This is a genomic window from Shewanella psychropiezotolerans (assembly GCF_007197555.1).
Classification (GTDB): domain Bacteria; phylum Pseudomonadota; class Gammaproteobacteria; order Enterobacterales; family Shewanellaceae; genus Shewanella; species Shewanella psychropiezotolerans.
On record NZ_CP041614.1, the window covers coordinates 2,737,439 to 2,758,313 of the forward strand.

The 20,875-nt window shown below is 44.8% G+C and carries 12 protein-coding genes; all 12 read left to right on the plus strand.

What is annotated here, in order from left to right:
* Positions 1–10 precede the first annotated feature (10 nt).
* The 12 genes from FM037_RS12170 (at position 11) to FM037_RS12225 (ending at position 20,858) form a co-directional block, all read left to right on the plus strand.
* Positions 11–226: a DUF2835 domain-containing protein gene (locus tag FM037_RS12170; RefSeq protein WP_077751107.1), complete on the plus strand. Its 216-nt coding sequence runs from the start codon at positions 11–13 to the stop codon at positions 224–226.
* A gap of 325 nt (positions 227–551) precedes the next feature.
* Complete coding sequence (locus tag FM037_RS12175) at positions 552–2,609, plus strand: DUF1302 domain-containing protein (protein ID WP_144046225.1); 2,058 nt, start codon at positions 552–554, stop codon at positions 2,607–2,609.
* Positions 2,610–2,627: 18 nt separating this feature from the next.
* On the plus strand, positions 2,628–3,992 hold the full coding sequence (locus tag FM037_RS12180) for a DUF1329 domain-containing protein (RefSeq protein WP_144046226.1): 1,365 nt from the start codon (positions 2,628–2,630) through the stop codon (positions 3,990–3,992).
* 53 nt (positions 3,993–4,045) lie between these two features.
* Complete coding sequence (locus FM037_RS12185) at positions 4,046–5,071, plus strand: WD40/YVTN/BNR-like repeat-containing protein (protein ID WP_144046227.1); 1,026 nt, start codon at positions 4,046–4,048, stop codon at positions 5,069–5,071.
* A gap of 12 nt (positions 5,072–5,083) precedes the next feature.
* Positions 5,084–7,399, plus strand: coding sequence for an efflux RND transporter permease subunit (locus FM037_RS12190; protein ID WP_144046228.1), 2,316 nt, complete (start codon positions 5,084–5,086; stop codon positions 7,397–7,399).
* Positions 7,400–7,664: 265 nt separating this feature from the next.
* Positions 7,665–12,503 (plus strand): NAD-glutamate dehydrogenase, encoded by a 4,839-nt coding sequence (locus FM037_RS12195; protein ID WP_144046229.1) that lies wholly within the window; start codon positions 7,665–7,667, stop codon positions 12,501–12,503.
* A gap of 64 nt (positions 12,504–12,567) precedes the next feature.
* On the plus strand, positions 12,568–13,587 hold the full coding sequence (gene pyrD, locus FM037_RS12200) for a quinone-dependent dihydroorotate dehydrogenase (protein ID WP_144046230.1): 1,020 nt from the start codon (positions 12,568–12,570) through the stop codon (positions 13,585–13,587).
* 167 nt (positions 13,588–13,754) lie between these two features.
* A complete protein-coding gene (locus FM037_RS12205; protein ID WP_144046231.1) occupies positions 13,755–14,288 on the plus strand; it encodes a cell division protein ZapC in 534 nt (177 codons plus the stop codon).
* Positions 14,289–14,652: 364 nt separating this feature from the next.
* Entirely contained in the window at positions 14,653–16,788 is a 2,136-nt protein-coding gene (gene rlmKL / locus FM037_RS12210; RefSeq protein ID WP_144046232.1) for a bifunctional 23S rRNA (guanine(2069)-N(7))-methyltransferase RlmK/23S rRNA (guanine(2445)-N(2))-methyltransferase RlmL, read from the plus strand.
* Complete coding sequence (locus FM037_RS12215; protein WP_144046233.1) at positions 16,778–17,011, plus strand: glutaredoxin family protein; 234 nt, start codon at positions 16,778–16,780, stop codon at positions 17,009–17,011. The genes rlmKL and FM037_RS12215 overlap by 11 nt, the downstream gene beginning before the upstream one ends.
* Position 17,012: 1 nt before the next feature.
* The gene (locus FM037_RS12220; RefSeq protein WP_144046234.1) at positions 17,013–18,923 is read left to right on the plus strand and encodes an ABC transporter ATP-binding protein; all 1,911 of its coding nucleotides are present in this window, start codon (positions 17,013–17,015) and stop codon (positions 18,921–18,923) included.
* Positions 18,924–18,962: 39 nt separating this feature from the next.
* A complete protein-coding gene (locus FM037_RS12225) occupies positions 18,963–20,858 on the plus strand; it encodes a DUF3466 family protein (RefSeq protein WP_144046235.1) in 1,896 nt (631 codons plus the stop codon).
* The last annotated feature ends 17 nt before the right edge of the window (positions 20,859–20,875 follow it).

Sequence of the window (20,875 nt, forward strand, 5' to 3'; positions counted from 1 at the left end):
AGTTGCCCCTATGATTTTTTATTTTTCACTCAATGTCACTTATCACGATTTCCAGCAATTCTACCGGGGTGAGGTGAATAAGGTCGAAGTCCATGACCGTAATGGTAGAACCTTGTGGATCCATGGTAGACATTTTCGCCGTTTCTTAACACGCTCAGGTATTGTGGGTCAGTTTAAGATGGAGATAAACGCTCAAGGTGAGCTTGTGTCACTTTGTAAACTCTAAACTATTATAGAGTAATTACTTCAAACGAACGATTTATTACTTCCTTGCTTCTCACTCTCTCTATCTGTAGTTAATTAACTGTATTTACAGTTAATTAACTTGCCTTATCTGCATTATAATTTCCATCTAGTTTCAATTTTAAATCAAGTGTTTGAAATAATGCTTTAAAACCAGCTAACGTCTTTAATTCTTTAGAAGATTTTCTTAAATTCCGCCTTGCTCATCACATGTAATTGCTGTAACAATGGTGTTACCTGCACGCTAACAAGATGTTGGTTGCCATTCCTAATAACAAGAATTCAGCAGGTTACGGAGAAGCGCTAAAATGAAAAAGGTTAACAACGGCTTTACGAAGTCGACACTTGCTTTAGGGATCGTAGCGGCACTGAGCATGGGGATCTCATCCAGTGTCAATGCTGTATCTTTTAATTGGGGAGAAGTTGAAGGTACGTTCGATTCTACATGGTCAGCGGGTGCAAGCTGGCGTGTAGAGGGGCGTGATTGGGACAGCCACATAGGTAAGGTCAATCACCCACAATTTGATTGGTCTAACTATTCTGCATTTGGTGATACCAAGTACACGTCGGATCAGATCTGGGCACAGCCCGGCTCTTATTCCAGTAACGGTGACTTGAGCAATCTACTCTATTCTCAGGGCGATACTACAGCAGTCGTGTTTAAGGGCTTGCATGAGCTATCGCTTAAGTATAAAAATTTCGGTGTGTTTGCTCGTGGTATGTATTTCTACGATCAAAAAGCCAATAACGGCAGCTATGGTTTTAGCGACCCGTTGACGGGAAATGAGTACGACCCCTGCGCCGATTCCAAATCTTCAGAGGTGCAATGTAAAGACATTCGCCTGTTAGATGCTTTCGTCTATGGTGATTTCGATTTTAACGATGGTGCCAATCCCCTGTCTGTTCGAGTCGGTCAACAGGTGGTTTCCTGGGGGGAAAGCACACTCATCCCCCATGGTATCGGCGTGATCAATGCGGTGGATTTGAACATTCTCAATGCGCCAGGCGCCGAGCTCAAGGAAGCGTACAGACCTCAAGGTATGGTTTGGGCATCTTTTGGCGTCACAAATGAACTTTCGGTGGAAGCTTTCTATCAGTACGATTGGGAGCCAGTTTGGGTGCCAACACCAGGTTCATATTTCTCGACTAATGATTTCGCCGGTTACGGTGGTTACGGCCAGAATGCCCAGCTAGGTTTTCAGTCTAATCCTGACATGAACCTTGAGTTTCTTGAGGGTGAATATAATAATTTAGCACAGCTAGTTGCTGCTGGAATGTTCGATACAAACGGTGAGTTAGATATCAACAAGTTTCGCGATGCAGCCCTAGCGTATTCTACAAAAGCCACGTTAGTCCAAGATCAAGCCAGTGCCAGTGATTCGGGACAGTACGGTTTAAAGCTTGGCTACTATGCACCCCAGCTGGGAGAGACCGAGTTTGGCCTGTATTACATGAACTATCACAGTCGTCGTCCGTTAATTAGCGGGACGACAGCAAACTACACAAACGAAGCTTTACTCAGGGATGGTGAAACACTTCGTGGTGCTGTGGGAGCTGTAGATAGGGCTACACTATTAGGTTTGGAGAGTTTCTCTAAGGCGCAAATTGAGTATCCGGAAGACATTCAGCTCTATGGATTTAGCTTCAACACGCTTATCGGTGATACGTCGGTGGCGGGTGAGATTGCCCATCGTCAAGATGAGCCTCTGCAGATTGACGATGTGGAACTCCTGTTCGCCGCCATGCCGCAACAGCTGGCTAATGCAGGTCTCAGGCCAGATCTTGATGGGATATCTCAAATGGACAATGTTGCCCCGGGCCAATATGCCGAAGGTTACATTCGCTTAGATACTACACAGGCTCAGGCGACCTTTACTCATCTATTTGGTCCGACATTCGGTACCAGTAATCTGGTGATGTTGGCCGAGATAGGTGGTGTCTGGATCCACGACATGCCAGGATTTGATGAGCTAAGACTCAATGGTCCGGGTACAGCCCGTTCAGGTGGTAATCCTGATATGCCGGGAATTATCGAAGCCGTTCACAATGGCCCTGAGACTAACCCATTCCCGACGGACTTTGCATGGGGTTATCGTCTGGTTGCCAAAGCGGATTACAACAACTTGTTTGCCGGGGTAAATATGTCGCCGCGGATAATTTTCTCACATGATGTTGAGGGTATCACTCCCGATCCTATGTTCCTGTTCACCGAAGGCAAGAAGTCAGTGTCTGTAGGCGTTAACTTCGATTACCAGAGCCGTTGGGGAGCAGATTTTTCCTATAACAGCTTCTTCGGTGGCGTAGGCACAACAAATCAGATGTCAGACCGTGATTACGTGTCATTTAACATCAAATATTCAATCTAAATCACAAGGACAATAATAATGAAGAAACTTGCGATATTGTCGGCGGCTGTGATAGTTGCTTTGAGTGCACCGAGTGCATGGGCAAAAGTTACAGAGGCAGAAGCGGCTAAATTAGGCACTGAATTGACGCCTCTGGGCGGCGTTAAGTCGGCGAATGCCGATGGGTCAATTCCAGCCTGGGATGGTGGGATAACAACGCCTCCAGCTGGCTATAAGAAGGGGATGCATCATCCCGATCCGTTTGCTGGTGATAAGATAGAGTTTACTATCACCAATGCTAACAAGGATAAGTATAAAGCCCATCTTACCGATGGTCAGATCAAACTCTTTGAACTGTATCCTGACACTTACAAGATGAATGTCTACCAAACAAGACGTACAGCTTCTGTGCCTCAGTTTGTCTATGATGCAACTAAAGCGAACGCGACGCGTGCCGAGTTGGTTTCCCAGGGTAATGGCGTGAAAGGGGCATCTATCGGTGTACCTTTCCCGATCCCTGAGAATGGATTAGAGGTTATCTGGAATCATGTACTGCGTTTTCGTGGTGTCGATGTAAAAACTTCCCGTAGTCAAGCCGCGCCTACGGCTGGCGGCAGCTATACGTTGGTTGAAACTACCGAAGAGATACGTTTTCAGTATTCACGTCCTGAAATGACGCTGGATAAGCTTGCTGCTTCAAATACTCTGTTTTATTTCAAACAAGTTGTGACTCAGCCTGCTCGTCTTGCGGGTACGGCTCTGCTCGTTAAAGAGACCATGGATCAAGAAGCTTTGCCAAGGCAAGCCTGGACCTATAACACGGGACAGCGTCGAGTGCGTAAAGCACCTAATGTGGCATTCGATACGCCGGGTTCGGTCTCTGATGGCCTGAGAACAACGGATGATTTTGATATGTTCAATGGCTCGCCTGTTAGATATAACTGGGAGCTTATGGGCAAAAAGGAAATTTTTATTCCTTATAACGATTACAAACTTCATTCAGATCAACTGGAGTACGATCAGATAATTAATCCGGGTCATATCAACCCTGAGTTTGTTCGTTGGGAAAAGCATCGTGTTTGGGTGGTTAAGGCTCAACTTAAAGAGGGCATGCGACATATCTACAAGACGCGCGTCTTCTATATAGATGAAGATTCATGGCAGGTATCGCTTGCCGATATGTACGATAACCGTGATGAGCTATATCGTGTCGCGGTTGCACATGCAATTAACTACTACGAAGTACCAACACATTGGAGTACGTTAGAGGTCTTCCACGATCTTCAGTCCCGTCGTTATATCGCCATGGGTCTAGATAATGAAGGCCGTATGTATGATTTCGATGCCAAGCTCAGTGAAGCTAACTTCACTCCGGCAGCATTGAGACGTGCAGGTATTCGTTAACCCTCAGTTCCAAGGGGCGGTTTACCGCCCCTCTATTCTTTAAGGAAGTCTGTATGTTGTTTAGCATGCTTCGATCAGTATCTATCTGTCTGTTTTTAGTCGTTTTGTCACAAGCTGGGGCGCTGGCTAATGAGGCCTATGATGTCAAAGGTCAAATACAAGCTTTAGCCATTGATTCTATTATTCTCGATATTGCGACTAATGGAGACACAGTTCTGGCTGTGGGCGAACGGGGCCATGTTTTTATCTTCGATGAACAGGCAACGCCCCAGTGGCTGCAAGTGCCAAGCCCAACCAGCGCACATCTCACCAAGGCATTTTTAATCACCCCTCAACTTGGCTGGGCCGTTGGCCATGATGCGACCATAATACACACCCAAGATGGAGGGAAAACCTGGCAGTTACAGATGGAGTCTAAGGAAATTGAAAAACCCCTATTAGATATTCATTTCTTCGATGAGCTAAATGGCATTGCGGTCGGTGCTTATGGGCTGTTTTATCGTACTAATGACGCCGGTGCACACTGGACAAGTGAGTATCATCAAGAATTATTATTCGAAGAAGATGTCGACTACTTGGCCGAATTAAAGGCCGAGGACGAAGCGCTCTATTTGAGTGAGCGAAGCACCTTGCTACCACACTTTAACCGGGTTATTTCAACGATAAATGGCCAGTTGGTGATGGTGGGAGAGCTAGGTCTAGTGGCAGCTTCCAATGATCAAGGGCGGCAATGGCAGAAGCTAGATTTTATCTATGAAGGCTCCATGTTCAATGCTGTCTATGTTAAAAATTCATTATTTGTTATGGGGTTGCGGGGACATGTGTTTAAAACTGACGCAAGTCTGACAAACTGGCGTGAAATCTCATTACCTGTGACCTCTACCATCAATGGCGTCATGGTAAAAAAGGACGGCAACCTTCGTCTCGTCGGTAATGCTGGTGTAATTATCGATGTAACGTTAGCGGGTAAAAGCCAGCTGATCGAGCAGCGCCAAGGTGAGAATTTAGTGTCCATAGTTCAAGATCCCCAAGGTCATACCTGGATTGCAGGTACCAAAGGCCTCTTCAAACAACAATAATAGGATCTTAAGATGTTAGAAAAATTAGTTAATGGATTAGAATCCTTTTTATTCAGGCGACGGGCCTTCGTCATCTTGCTATTTATGTTAACTACCATTTTCTTGGCGTTTCAGGCCAGTAATTTGAAAATGGATGCGGCTTTCATCAAGAATATCCCGCTCAATCACAGTTACATGCAAACCTACTTGAAGCACCAAAATGATTTCGGCGGTGCCAACAGCATCATGGTTGCCGTCGAAGACACGAGCGGTGATATTTTCAATGAAAACTTCTTCGATGCGTTAAAGAATGTCCATGATCAGCTCTTCTTCATACCGGGTGTCGACAGGGCGCAAGTTAAATCCCTGTTTTCCCCTTCCACACGTTTTACCGAAGTGGTAGAAGATGGTTTTGCCGGCGGCCCGGTTATTCCAGCAGACTTTTCTACCACTGAGGCAGGCCTGGCGGTTGTTAGAGACAATATAGAAAAAGCGGGCATCGTCGGTCGACTCATTGCTGAAGATTATTCGGCCGCTATGGTCAAAGCTCAGTTAATGGACTTCGATCCCCAAACTGGCAAGCCACTCGATACCTTAGCGTTCGCGGCGCAGCTTGAAAAAGAATTGCGGACAAAATATGAAAACGAACATATAAAAATCCATATCATAGGCTTTGCCAAGATGGCGGGGGATGTGGCCGATGGGGCCAAGGGCGTCATGCTCTTCTTCCTTATCGCGATTGTCGTCACAGCGATCATGGTTTACCTCTTCTCTAAGTCATTTATTCTTACCTTGTTGCCCTTAACCTGTAGTTTAATCGCAGTGATCTGGCAGTTGGGCTTATTGACTGTAGTGGGCTTTGGGCTAGACCCTATGTCGATTCTGATCCCATTCCTGGTGTTTGCCATCGGGGTGAGTCACAGTGTGCAGATGATCAATGCCGTGCGCCGGCGAGTGCTCGAAGGGGAAACGAGTAAGGCCGCTGCTGCACTTGCTTTTAGAAGTTTATTGATCCCTGGTGGCATCGCGCTTCTGTCCGATACCGTTGGGTTCTTAACCCTGTTATCTATAGATATTGGCATCATCAGAGAGCTGGCTATCTCTGCCTCTCTGGGTGTTGCCGTTATCATATTAACGAATCTGATCTTATTGCCACTCATCATCTCCTATACCCAAGTATTGGCAGTGAAATCGAGTGATGCCTCAATTGAGCGTACCAATCGAATCTGGGAGTTTTTGTCTCGATTTGCGACAACAAAATATGCTATCTGGGTGTTAGTGACGACAACGGCATTATATGCCTTAGGTTTGCAGCAAGCTAATTTAATGAAAGTGGGTGACTTACAGGGCGGGGCCCCCGCACTGCATTTTGACTCTCGCTACAATCAGGATACTTTTTACATCACAGATAAGTTTTCAATCACCACTGATGTGATGACGATTATCGTCGAAGCCTTCCCGGAAGCTTGCACTTACCACTCAGTGTTAACACAAATAGATGAATTTGAATGGTTAATGAGTAACACTCCTGGGGTGGAGACCACAGCCAGTTTGGCGTCGGTTGCCAAGCGAGTGAATGCCGGCTTCAATGAAGGCAATCCCAAATGGCAGATTTTGCCTCGAACCACAGCGAGTCTGGTACAAGCGGTTGGGCGTGTACCGACGAGCTCCGGGCTACTTAATAGTGATTGTTCTGTCATGCCTATTTATCTTTTCTTGAAAGATCACAAGGCTGAGACGATAGAAGTTGTCATCGATAAAGTGAAAGCATTATCTGCGACGATGAATAATGACAAGTTGCAGTATCGACTCGCGTCGGGTCCTGTTGGCGTGATGGCCGCGACGAATGAAGCTGTGGCTGCGGCTCAATTACCTATGATGTTATATGTCTATGGAGCTGTATTCTTCCTCTGTCTGATAAGCTTTAAATCTCTTAAAGCGACGATATCTGTCATCTTGCCTTTGTATGTGGTGTCTACCTTGGCCCAGGCCTTGATGACACAACTCGATATCGGTTTGGCTGTGAGCACCTTACCTGTGATAGCCCTAGGTGTCGGGATTGGTGTTGACTATGGTATCTATATCCTTTCCACTATGGCAGGCAGGCTAAGAGAGGGAATGCCGGTGCAACAGGCGTATTACGAAGCTCTGGTTGAGCGAGGCAGTGCGGTTATTTTTACCGGACTCACCTTGGCTATCGGTGTCAGTACCTGGTTCTTTTCGGCGCTTAAGTTTCAAATGGATATGGGAATACTGCTAACATTTATGTTTTTAGTAAATATGTTGGGGGCCATAATTATTTTACCGGCAATAGGCGCGGTTCTGTGGCGAAAACCCAGAGAGGTATAAGTTAACAGGGAGCTTAGGCTCCCTTTTTATTGCGCTGAAAATGAATAGTTACGCTGTTATGCCGATTGATTTTTCATCTAGGGGGCTAAATACTGCTGTTACTGGTTTTAAGGTGGATCTACCACTAAAATAACTCTCGAAATGTGGCAGCTTTAGTAATAAACTTCGCCCATGACCTAGGTCACACTATTTTGACTGGTCATTTGTAATAAGCATCCCAAAAATTATAAAAGCGCTGCCATAGACCCTTAAAGGAAACAGCAACATGGCCTTGAAAGATGCAATGCCTTCAGTACTGCTCGAAAACGTAGTCAATCTTATTCATTCAAAAGTTCCTACAACACAAGCAAAACAGGTCGAGCAGTTTGCCACCTGTCTGTATGCCCACATGTCGAAAGACGATCTTAAGTCCCGTAACGACAGCGATCTTTATGGTGCCGTATTAAGTCTGTGGAATGCCGCGAATATGACCGTAAAAGGCGAGTCACATATTCGGGTTTTTAATCCCAGTCAGTCGAAGCATGGTTGGCAATCAACGCATTCAATCATCGAAATCATTCAACCAGATATGCCTTTCTTAGTTGACTCTGTGGGTATGGCGCTCAATCGTACCGGGATCACTACCCATATGATGTTGCATACTCCCTTGTCGATTAAGCGAACCAAAGGTGCCATCACTCAAGTTATCTATGGCGATGACGTCAAAGGGAAACTGGAAAAGGTTGCCGTATTCCTTATTGAGATAGACAGACTCAGTAGTAAAGATGATATTAAACAGATAGAAAAAGAGATTTCATCTGTACTTGGTGATGTCGCTGCTTCGGTCAATGACTGGCAAGCCATGTCCGTTAAGCTTGATGAAACGATTAAAGATCTCGCTATACGCCCATACCCAGGTGAAAAGCAAGAGCTTAAAGAGGCCACTGACTTTCTTAACTATCTGAATAATCATCACTTCACCCTGTTAGGGTATCGCCGCTATGACTTACATAAAGTTGAAGGCGATCTAGAGTTGATTCCTGATACGTCATCAAGCCTAGGCTTAATGAACATACCTGGTAAACCTCAACCAGATACTGGATTGTTATTATCTAACTTTTCGGAAAGCGCACGCAAAGAAGCCCTAGATCATAGCTTGCTACTGCTGACTAAGAGCAGCGAAAAAAGCCGGGTCCATCGTCCCGCTTATGTGGATTATGTTGGCGTAAAGCGTTTCGATAAGAAAGGTAATGTGATTGGGGAAGACAGATTCTTAGGCCTTTATGCCTCGAATTTGTATAACCGTAGCCCACGAGAAATCCCATTATTGGCCGAAAAAGTGCAGCGCGTGCTGGACCGCTCAGGTTTAACACCTCGCTCCCATGATTATAAAGCCTTGATGCACATACTCGAGACCTTGCCCAGAGATGAACTCATACAGGGCAATGTGGAAGAGCTGGCTTATGTCGCTCACGGCGTACTTGAGATGCAAGATAGGGATAAGTTAAAGCTGTTTGTGCGTAAAGATGGCTTCGGACGCTTCTTTTCTTGTCTGGTCTATGTGGCTAAAGACAGATACAACACTAAGTTACGTGAAGATACTCAACGTATTTTGGCTCAGCATTTTAAGAGCGATGCCGAGGTTGAGTTTACGACCTATTTTTCTGAATCAACACTTGCGCGTACTCACTATATAGTGAAAGTCGACAATAACAGTATGGATGTAGACGTGGCTGCCATTGAAAATAATTTAACCGAAGCTGCTCGTTCTTGGGAAGATAAGCTTAATGATTCCCTTAGCAGTGCCCGTGGCGAAGAGTCTGGCACCAGGCTAATGAAGCGTTATCTCACCGCATTCCCACGTAGCTATCAAGAAGATGTATTACCCAGCTCGGCGCTTGTGGATATATTGCAGCTCGAAGCCTTGGATGATGCCCATAAACTGGGAATGCTTTTTTATCTACCCCAAGAAACAGCATTAAGTAACAGTAAAGTGCGCCTGAAGTTGTTCCATAAGGATGAGCCAATCCATCTTTCAGATGTCTTGCCTATGCTGGAGAATTTCGGTCTTAGAGTGATCAATGAGCGTCCCTATGAGATAAAAACCGCCAATGGTGATACTTATTGGATCTTAGACTTCCTCATGACTGTTCAGGGCTCCACCACTGAAAATGTTGCAGAGAGTCAAGACAGATTCCAGGATGCGCTTTCTCAGGTATGGAAAAAGCAGCTTGAAGATGATGGTTTTAACCGTTTAGTCTTGGCAACGGGTCTTACCGGTCGCGAAGTTTCTATACTGCGTGCTTATGCGAAATACATGCGTCAAATCGATGCGACTTTCAGCCAAGCCTATATCGAAGAGACATTTACCCGCTATCCTCAGCTCGCCGATCTCTTGGTTAAAATGTTCATTCGTAAGTTTAACCCCAAACTTAAGACCCGCACTTTGGGCAAGTTTGTTGAACAGATAGACTTACGATTAGACGAAGTATCTAGCTTAGATGATGACAGAATTATTCGTCGTTATTTAGACCTTATCAATGCCACATTAAGAACTAACTTCTATCAAACTGCCGATGACGGTGCTGTTAAGCCTTATGTGTCATTTAAGTTTGCGCCGGAAGAGATTCCCGAGATGCCTCGTCCGCTGCCCAAATTTGAGATATTTGTCTACTCACCAAGAGTAGAAGGTGTACATCTTAGGGGCGGAAAAGTGGCCCGTGGTGGCTTACGTTGGTCTGACAGACGTGAAGATTTCAGAACTGAAGTGTTGGGCTTAGTTAAAGCCCAGCAAGTTAAGAATACCGTGATCGTTCCCGTTGGAGCTAAAGGTGGATTCGTCTGTAAACAGCTTCCAACAGACGGCGGCCGTGAAGCCTTCTTCTCGGAAGGTCAAGCATGTTACCGGATATTCATTCGCGGTTTGCTCGACATCTCAGATAACATCATAGAAGGTGAAGTTATTCCACCAAAGAATGTTGTACGCCATGATGATGACGATCCTTATTTGGTTGTTGCTGCTGATAAAGGTACGGCGACTTTCTCTGATATCGCCAACAGTATCTCTGAGGAGTATAATTTTTGGCTAGGTGACGCATTTGCCTCGGGTGGTAGCAATGGCTACGATCATAAGAAGATGGGGATCACGGCTCGTGGTGCCTGGGAGTCGGTTAAACGTCATTTCCGCGAAATCGGTATCGATTGTCAGACAACGGATTTCACCTGTTTAGCCATTGGTGATATGGCGGGAGATGTATTTGGCAACGGCATGTTGCTCTCGGAGCATATCCGCCTCGTTGCGGCTTTCAACCATCTGCATATCTTCATCGATCCAAATCCTGATACAGCATCCAGTTATAAGGAGCGTGCTCGTTTATTCGACCTGCCTCGTTCTAGTTGGGATGATTACAATAAGGAATTGATCTCTAAAGGGGGCGGAATATTCTTACGCTCGGCTAAGAAGATCCCTCTGTCTGCAGAGATGAAGGAGATGTTAGGCACCAAGAAGACGACGATGACACCGACGGAGCTACTTAAAGAGCTGTTGAAGATGAATGTCGATCTTATCTGGAATGGTGGTATCGGTACGTATGTGAAGGCATCGACTGAAACTCATGCGGAAGTGGGTGATAGAGCGAATGACGCTCTGCGTGTCAATGGTGATGAGGTTAACGCAAGAATAATAGGTGAAGGTGGTAACTTAGGTTGTACTCAGTTAGGGCGTATTGAGTATGCTACCCATGGTGGCCGGATGAATACCGATTTCGTTGATAATGTCGGTGGTGTCGATTGTTCCGATAATGAAGTGAATATTAAGATCTTGCTTAATGCTTTGGTTGCCGACGGTGAGATGACGCTTAAGCAACGTAACCGTCTCTTGGTTGAAATGACAGATGAAGTAGGCCGTATAGTCCTTCAGGATTGTAACGATCAAACCCGGACAATCTCAGTGACTCAGGTTCGTGGGGCTGAGCAGTTAAAAGAGCAGATCCGCTTCATTCATTATCTGGAGAAAAATGGCAAGCTAGATAGAGGACTTGAGTTCCTGCCTTCGGAAGATGATCTGGCAGAACGCTTAGCGAACGGTAAGCCGTTGACTCGTCCAGAGTTATCTGTGCTGGTTGCGTACGCAAAAATGGTGCTTAAAGAGCAGTTATTGACACCAGAAATTACCGATGATCCTTTCTTGAGTCAATTACTGATTGCTTATTTTCCACAGCAATTACAAGAGAGATACAGTGATCGCATGGCTGCACATCCTCTGCGCGGCGAGATCATAGCCACCTCATTGGCTAATGAGTTGGTTAATGATTTGGGCCTTAACTTTGTTCAACGTATGCAAGATGAGACTGGTGCCTCAGTCGCGGAAGCCGCGATTTGTTATACTATGGCTCGTGAAGTATTTGGTTTAGCTGATTTAACGAAAGAGATCACCTCACTCAATGGTATTATCCCCGCGGTAGTTCAGGGCGAGATGTTGCATCAATTACGTCGTAATATTCGTCGAGCCTGTCGCTGGTTCCTGCGCCATCGTAATCGCAGTCACAGCATTGAGCAGTCAGTCGCGTTTTTCAGTCCTGTGTTCGCGGATTTAAAAGCGAATGTTCATGGCTACATGGTTGAAGCTGAAGTTAAAGGCATACAAGCTGAAATTGCGGCACTGGTGAAAGAGGGGGTCAATGAACCTATAGCGACGAATGTGGTTAACATGAGTACGCTATTTTCGGCACTGGATATTGCTCAAATTGCTGAGTTAGAAAGTAAGCCTATTGCACTGGTCGCACAGACCTATTTCAAGTTAGGCGCACGTGTTGACTTGCATTGGTTCCTCGATCAGATCAGCGAGCAACCGGTCGCCAACCACTGGCAAGCACTTGCCAGAGCGGCATTTAGAGAAGAGTTAGATTGGCAACAGCGCTCACTGAGTTCAGTGGTGCTAAGATCATGTACCTCAACTTGTGATGCTGATACCATCATCGATCAGTGGATAGACTCCAATCAGGGTTTATTGGAGAGATGGTTCCATATGCTCGCAGACTTTAAAACTTCGCAAAGCCATGAGTTTGCCAAGTTCTCTGTCGCCTTACGTGAGTTAAATCTTTTGATTCTTCATTGTGAAGGTTAAAAGTAAATAATAATATTAATCAGCCCTGGCATTTGCCGGGGCTTTTTTCGGTCTAGGAGAAAGCATGTTTTACAAAATCGCTCAAAAAGTCATGTTCCAAATGGATCCTGAGAGAGCGCACCATATCGCACTCAGCAGCCTTAAATCCACGGCGAATAGCCCGTTAGATTGTTTCTACGCTCAGACGTTTGAACAAGCACCTGTTGAGTTTATGGGGATAACCTTCCCTAATCCTGTTGGCTTAGCCGCCGGTATGGACAAAGATGGTGAATGTATAGACGGTTTTTATGCTATGGGCTTTGGACATATCGAAGTGGGTACAGTAACACCTAAGCCCCAGCCAGGTAATGAGCAACCACGTCTATTTAGATTAAAGCCTGCAAAAGCCATTATCAACAGAATGGGCTTCAATAATAAGGGAGTCGATAATCTTATTACCAACCTCAAAAAGGCAAAGTCTGGTGCCCTGGTTGGTGTCAATATCGGTAAGAATAAAGATACTCCGGTAGAGCAGGGCAAGGATGATTATCTTATCTGTATGGAGAAGGTGTACCCATATGCGGCTTATATTACTGTTAATATTTCCTCTCCAAATACACCAGGTTTGAGAAGTATGCAGTATGGGGATCTGCTCGACGATCTATTGAGATCACTTAAAGAGAAGCAGAAATATCTCGCACAGAAGCATGGAAAATATGTACCTTTGGCATTAAAAATCGCGCCTGATTTAACCCCTGATGAAATTGAAAAAATTGCTGTTTCGCTCATTCGCAACAAATTTGATGGGGCTATTGCGACCAATACGACCCTGAGCCGTGATGGTGTTAGCGGACTTATCAATGCAAATGAGGCTGGTGGACTAAGTGGTAAACCACTGAATTCATTATCTACATCTGTAATAAAGCAGCTTTCTGATTGTCTTCAGGGTGAGATTCCGATCATAGGTGTTGGTGGAATTAACTCTGCAGCTGACGCGCTAGATAAACTCGATGCGGGAGCCAGTATGGTGCAAATATTTTCAGGGTTTATTTATCAGGGACCTGAATTAATTAAAGATATCGTCAATGCATATCGAGTTCGCTAATTAAAAGATCGTTTTCCAGATCCTTTTTAAGATCGCGCGATCGCAATTTGATCGCGCATGATCGATGTAAGGTGCTGTTATATTAGTCAATTTATTTTAATTATATTTTGATATTGAGCAAAATATCGTCTATTATCGGCTTGTATTCTATATGACAGGTAGATGTTATGTTATTAATGCCAAAAAGGGATTGGCAATGGAAATATAATGATGCGTATGGTGTGTTAAGCGTCTCATTAGGTTCAGAGATGGAGTTTCTGACTCCTTATAAAATGAAAGTTTTAATTCCTGATGCTTTGATGGAGTTAGAGTTTAATATGGATCATGCTAAATTTTATATTGATTTTCTAGATCTTCTTTCAAAGTCATTACACATAACGGGGGCTTTACAAGTTCAGCTAGCGCTCAATGCCACGGCTGCCCATTTTTTATTAAAGCCACAAATGCCTAAATCATGGTTTTTCTCTACCAGTAGTATGTGTGTCTTTAGTGAACTCGGTAAAATTTTTCAGTTATCTTGTCTGGGGAGAAAAGCGCAGGTCTTGGTTGTTGAGACGAGTGTTCAAGCCTCACTGGTGATGCTACTGGAGAAAGAGTTACAGCTGAGTGATAGCAAATCACTAGGTCAATTCGAATGTATTAAAGTGATGCACGATAGACTGCATCCAATTATGGTTAATCGGCAGATTGTGGCAGCATAGTTTGCCTGTTCAGCCATACTTCACAGTCCATTTCCATCCTATTCCCCTCATAACTAGTCTAGGTTTAAGTCATTCACTTTGATTTAGTCTGCCAAAATACCTCAGAGTTGAACACTTTCTTATACTGACAGGTATGGCTTTAAAAAGGAGAACCATTCCCCACTCGTTCGCCTTAAATTAGTCCGTCAAAATTACTTTGAGCAGATTACTTTACTTAAACTGCATAGGTGTAAGAGTGCGGTCTTTGTACAAAACATATGATAAGAACTGGAATAATCTCCATGAGAGCCAATAACTTTTTATCATTTCAGTGCTCATCAAGGTATAATGTCTGATTAATTTTTACTGTGTGTCTATCTATACGATGTTAAAATTTTTTGCTGCGGCTCCTAGGGGCTATGAATATGCGTTATCACTTGAGTTAGCTGAGCTCGGTGCCTCTGAAATCAAAGAGAGCGTGGCGGGTGTCTACTTTACGGCATCTCTTGAACTGGGTTATCGAATTACGCTTTGGTCACGTTTGGCGAGTCGAATCATTTTCGTCATACATAAAGGGCCATGCGAGTCACCTGAGCAGCTCTATAATGCTGCTTACGGTATAGATTGGCAGATGCAGTTTTCTAATCGCAGCACATTTAGCATCGATTTTCATGGTCAAGGTGGTTTCATCAATAACACCATGTACGGTGCACTTAAGATAAAAGATGCCATCGTCGATCGTTTTCGTGACGATGATTTTTCAAGGCCGGATGTCTCTCGCCATGATGCTGACTTTCGAATCGACGCACACTATCGTCGTGGAGAGATCACCATAGGGTTGAATTTTTCCGGACCAGCTCTGCATAAGCGTGGTTATCGCTCGACCACGGGTGAAGCCCCTTTAAAAGAGAATCTTGCCGCAAATATGTTGGTTCGTAGTGGGTGGAAGAAAGAGCCGGTTTCACTGCTCGATCCTTTCTGTGGTAGTGGCACTATCTTGATTGAGGCTGCCATGATGGCCTGTGATATTGCGCCGGGTCTTCATCGTGAGCGCTTTGGGTTTGAGCATTGGCTGCGACATAACGACAAACATTGGCAAGAATTACTCAATGAGGCTCGTGCCAGAGCCTCTATTGGCATTACCCGCTGTACCACTAAATTTTATGGGTCAGACATAGAGCCTCATCTCATCTCTATCGCGAAACAAAATGCAGAAAATGCCGGTGTGAGTGACTTAATCGAATTTAATGTTAGCGATGTCTTAGAGGTTAAAGTGCCGGAAGCATCCGGTTACCTTATCAGTAACCCCCCATACGGTGAGCGTTTAGGTACAGTTACTGAGCTGCTTCAGCTCTATTATCAGTTGGGTGATAAGTTTAAGTCTGAATTTGGTGGCTGGAAATTGGCCATGTTAAACAGTGATAAAGAGCTGTTATCCGCCTTGAAGCTCAAAGCTGATAAACAGATGAAGATGAGTAACGGTCCACTGGATTGTGCATTCAATCTCTATACTGTTCATGCCGAGAATACTCGCCGCGTCGACCCTGAGAATATCAAGGTAGAAGGGGATGTTAGCGATATCGCCGTGCCTTTCGCTAATCGGGTAAAAAAGAATTACAAGCAACTTAAGAAGTGGGCTAAAAAAGAGGGGGTCGACAGTTACCGTATCTATGATGCCGATTTACCCGATTATAAAGTTGCCATCGATAAATATCTGGATTATGTCGTTATCCAAGAATATACCGCGCCAATGGATATTCCCGAGTCAGTGACTAAGCGTCGTCTGACCGATGTGCTGATCGCTTTACCGAGCGCGATTGGTATCGATCCTAAAAACATCATTTTGAAAAAGCGTGAACGTCAAAAAGGCACTAATCAGTATGAGAAGCTCTCGACGGCTAAGCTTGAGCTAATCACGACCGAATATGACGCCAAATTTAAGTTAAACCTTAAAGAATATCTGGATACCGGCCTGTTCCTCGATCATCGTCTCACCCGCAAACTTGTGGGTGAAAAGTCTAACAATCGCGATGTCCTCAATCTGTTTGCCTATACGGGGACGGCTTCTGTGCACGCCGCGCTCGGTGGGGCTAAAACGGTTACGACCGTAGATATGTCTAATACCTATATTAGCTGGGCTAAAGAGAACTTTGCCTTAAATGGGCTAAATGACAATAAGTATTCGTTTGTACAGGCGAACTGTTTGACTTGGATCAAACGTACCCATGATACCTATGACTTTATCTTCATCGATCCACCGACGTTCTCAAACTCGAAGCGCATGGAAGACTCCTTCGATGTGTTACGTGATCATGTCGCTTTACTGACTGACTTGATTAAGATTCTTAGGCCTGGTGGTGAAATCATCTTCTCCAACAATAAGCGTAAGTTTAAGATGGAGATAGAAGCCCTCGAAGCTGTTGGCATTAAGGTTCAAAATATCGATAGTCAAACGTTACCTATGGACTTTAAGCGTAACCCACAGATCCATAACACTTGGCTACTAACACATGCCGAGTAAGTCCTATATCTTGTTCCACACAGATGCCTGTCATCTGTGTGAGCTAGCCGAGCAGCTGATTGTTATGTCTGGTATCTCATATATAAAAACAGACATCTGTGATGATGAAAAGTTAGCCGATCAATATGGCATTAGTATCCCTGTGCTAAAACAGATAGATTCTCAAAATGAGCTCAATTGGCCATTTGATGAAGATGTATTAAAGAAATTTTTAGGAGCATAAATTGAGTCTTGTTCGTATTAATAGTGGCTCTCTAGCCTATGGTTACACCCCACTATTACAAAAAGCTGATTTTACCATTGAACCTGGTGAGCGCGTCTGTATCGTTGGCCGAAATGGTGCCGGTAAGTCCAGCCTGATGAAAGTATTGAGCGGTGATGTTTTGCTCGATGAGGGCGAATTTAATATTGCCAGCAACGTTAAGGTGAGTCGTTTACAGCAAGATCCACCCAAAGCCGAACAAGGCTCTGTCTATTCCTATATCTCTGCCGGCCTTCAAGAGGTTGGCGAGAAGCTAGAACGTTATCATCAGCTGGCCCACGATGTCGGCACCGCAGAGCCGGAGCAGATGGACCGCATGCTTAAGCAGATGGAGCGGCTTCAGGAAGATATCGATCACCTCAATGGTTGGCAGTTAGACAATCGGATTAATCAGAATTGTGAACTATTGGGTCTAGACCCCGACAGTGCCTTGACAGAATTGTCGGGTGGCTGGCAACGTAAGGTCGCCTTGGCCAGAGCCTTGGTCAGTGAGCCTGACCTGTTATTACTCGATGAGCCTACCAACCATCTGGATATCGATACTATCGAATGGTTGGAGCAGTTTTTGTTAAGTTACAAGGGCGCCATCGTGTTTATCAGCCACGATAGGGGCTTTATTCAGCGCATGGCGACCCGCATCGTCGATCTCGATCGCGGTGTCATCACCTCTTGGCCTGGTAGCTATCAGGTATATCTCGATGGCAAAGCCGAGTGGTTACGCGTCGAAGCCGAGCAAAATGCGCTATTTGATAAGCGATTAGCGGAAGAAGAAACCTGGATCCGTCAAGGTGTGAAGGCCAGACGCACACGTAACGAAGGTCGTGTTCGTGCATTAAAGGCGTTGCGAGTCGAACGTATGGCGCGCCTCAATCGACAAGGCGGCGCTAAGATGGCCGTGGCTGATACCGATCGATCCGGAAAGCTTGTTTTCGATATCGAAAACCTGAACTACAACCTGCCAGATAAGAACTTGGTGAAGGATTTTACTTCGGCTGTGATGCGCGGAGACAGAATAGCCCTGATTGGTCCCAATGGTTGCGGTAAATCGACCTTAGTCAAACTCTTGATTGGTCAGCTAGAGGCTCAGTCGGGTAGTATCAAGATAGGAACTAAGCTCGAAATTGCCTACTTCGATCAGTACAGAGAAGCGCTCGATCCTGAGAAGACAGTGGAAGAGAACGTAGGTGAAGGTAAGAAAACCATCACTATTAATGGCCAAGACCGTCATATTTTGAGCTACCTACAAGACTTCCTCTTCTCGCCAATGAGAGCCAGAACGCCAGTGAAGGCACTTTCAGGTGGTGAGAAAAACCGTTTATTACTAGCACGCCTGCTGTTAAGGCCGGCTAACTTAATTATTCTCGATGAGCCAACCAACGACCTTGATATTGAAACTCTGGAATTGTTAGAGTCCTTGTTAACCGATTATCAGGGAACTTTACTCTTAGTGAGTCATGACAGGGCCTTTATCGATAATACAGTGACCAGCAGTTGGTGGTTCACCGGTAACGGTGGCTGGAGTGAGTATGTCGGTGGTTATGAGGATGCCGTGTCTCAAGGCGCTAAATTTTATTCTGAGGAACCTCAGGCAACAAAGAGTGTCCAACCTCAGAAGGTTGAGGTTAAACCTGCAGAAAAACCTAAAGTCGAAAAGAAGTTATCTTATAAACTTCAACGTGAACTCGAAGTGCTACCAGCTAAGATGGAGCAGTTAGAAGCAGAAGTTGAAGTTTTTCAAGAGAAAGTGAGTGCGCCAGATTTTTATGCTCAAGATCAAGATAAAATTAATCTCCAACTCGGCCAACTAGCCGACAAAGAGCAGGAGTTGGAAGTGTGCTTCGAGCGATGGGAAGAGTTAGAGTCGCTCAAGTAATACAAAATTAAAACTAGAAATAGTATGGGAATAGCGTTAATGAAGTTGAAACTGGATAAAGCCTTATCATTAGTTGCAGTAGGTGTAATTGGTGTTTTGCAAGGTGCCAATGCAGCACCTATATATGAAATTAAAAACTTAGACGAAATTTATAGCCAGACAGACGGCGCTGAATTAATCGGCACATTACAAGGCACTCGTAGTGGCTACGGCATGGCGATTAACGCTAATAATGAATCTTTAGGTGTGGCAAAAGGTAAAAAATACCTGAGCGTGTCTGAGGATGATGATGGTGTTATCGATATCGAAGATGGTATCGCACCTGAAGAGAGAGTCGTCTTTTCCATTAATACGCCGATTAAGGCTAACAACTTCACCTTTACTGCTCAAGACAATGATCCATCTAAGCCTTGGCTACCTGTATTTGACAGCGTCAATGGCACAACACCACCTGATGAAACCGACCCCGAAGTTCCAGAGACTATTAACTCTGTCGATGCCTATTATTATGGTATCAATGATACGGGCGTAAAAGTGGGCTCAATGACTTCTGAAGAGCAGACTGAGCCCTATACAGGCAGTACGGCCGATCAAGAGTTCTGGTACTACAGAGAGTTCGAAGAACGTGGCTTCGTTAAAAATGCCGATGGGATCGAAACTCCGTTAATTCCTGCATTAACCACTTATACCAAAGATGATACTACAGTTAATGTTGGGGGATATTCAGTAGCGGCTAAAGTGAACGCCAGTGGCCTAGTCGTAGGCTATGTAGGCACTGAGTTATCTCAGAATGCTAAAGATCGCATCGATGGTTGTGTCACTGGTGACACCTATCCACTAGATGTTTGCGTGCAAACGTTGCAGTTTCCCTATGACCAGTACGGTAACAATTATGTTAACTACCAAGTACGCGGTTATGTGTGGCAGTTAACTGCGGATGGGACAGGTGTACAGACTGGGACTGAGTTACCATTAGGTTTAACCCCTGATTCTAGTGATACAAGAATTTTTACAGCTCAAGGCTTGGGAGTCAATACCGCTGGAATCGTAGCAGGACGCTCTCATGTTTACCGTAGAGGCGATACAGATAAGCTAGCTTATGATGCCGCCTATTGGACTAAGAATGATGCCAGCGGTGAGTATGGCTATCACTGGATAGACATGATAGATGATAGATATCAATCTATTGCCTATGATATTAACGATAATGGCATCTTAGTGGGCAGTTATAAGCAATTTCTGCAAGGTTACGAAAGAGATAAATTCTTCTATTTCGATATTAATGGGACTGAAGAGATAGTTACCCCCTATGATTTTAGCAGCAGTACTGGAATCTCTGATCTAAGCAGTAAGCCAAAAGATATCAATAACAAAGGTCAGGTAGTCGGTTATATCGAAACCACCCACGATAAGGATAAGCCGCGTCCTAAGGCGGGTTTCTTGTTTGATAAAGAGACTGACGACTTTAGGAACCTTAATCAGCTGTTAACTTGTGAGTCTAAGGGCTTCAAGAAGGTCGATGATAAGTGGATACGCAGAACAGTTGAAGTCGCAGATGGCTCAGGTAAGACATTAACCTATAATGAAGACCTAGTGGTTGTCGAAGCAAACAGCATCAATGAAGAGGGGGTCATTGTCGGCACCGTGTTTGTGCGTAAGCCTCAGTACAAGTTCGATTCTGATGGCAACTTGGTCATAGGAGATAACGGCCTGCCTATCTTCGAAGTGAATGGCTATGGTGATCCACTTACATCTTACCTGCCTCGCTCTGTGGTATTACAAACAAATGGAGCCGACGCGACCGATGAGTGGCTAGCCGCTAATAACTGTGTCGATAACAATGAAGACCCTGAAGACTATGAACGTAAAGGCGCGGCCAGCTTTGCCTGGTTATTTGCCTTACCCTTACTTTGGTTCCGTCGCCGCAACTTATAGAAATAGTAAGAATGTTC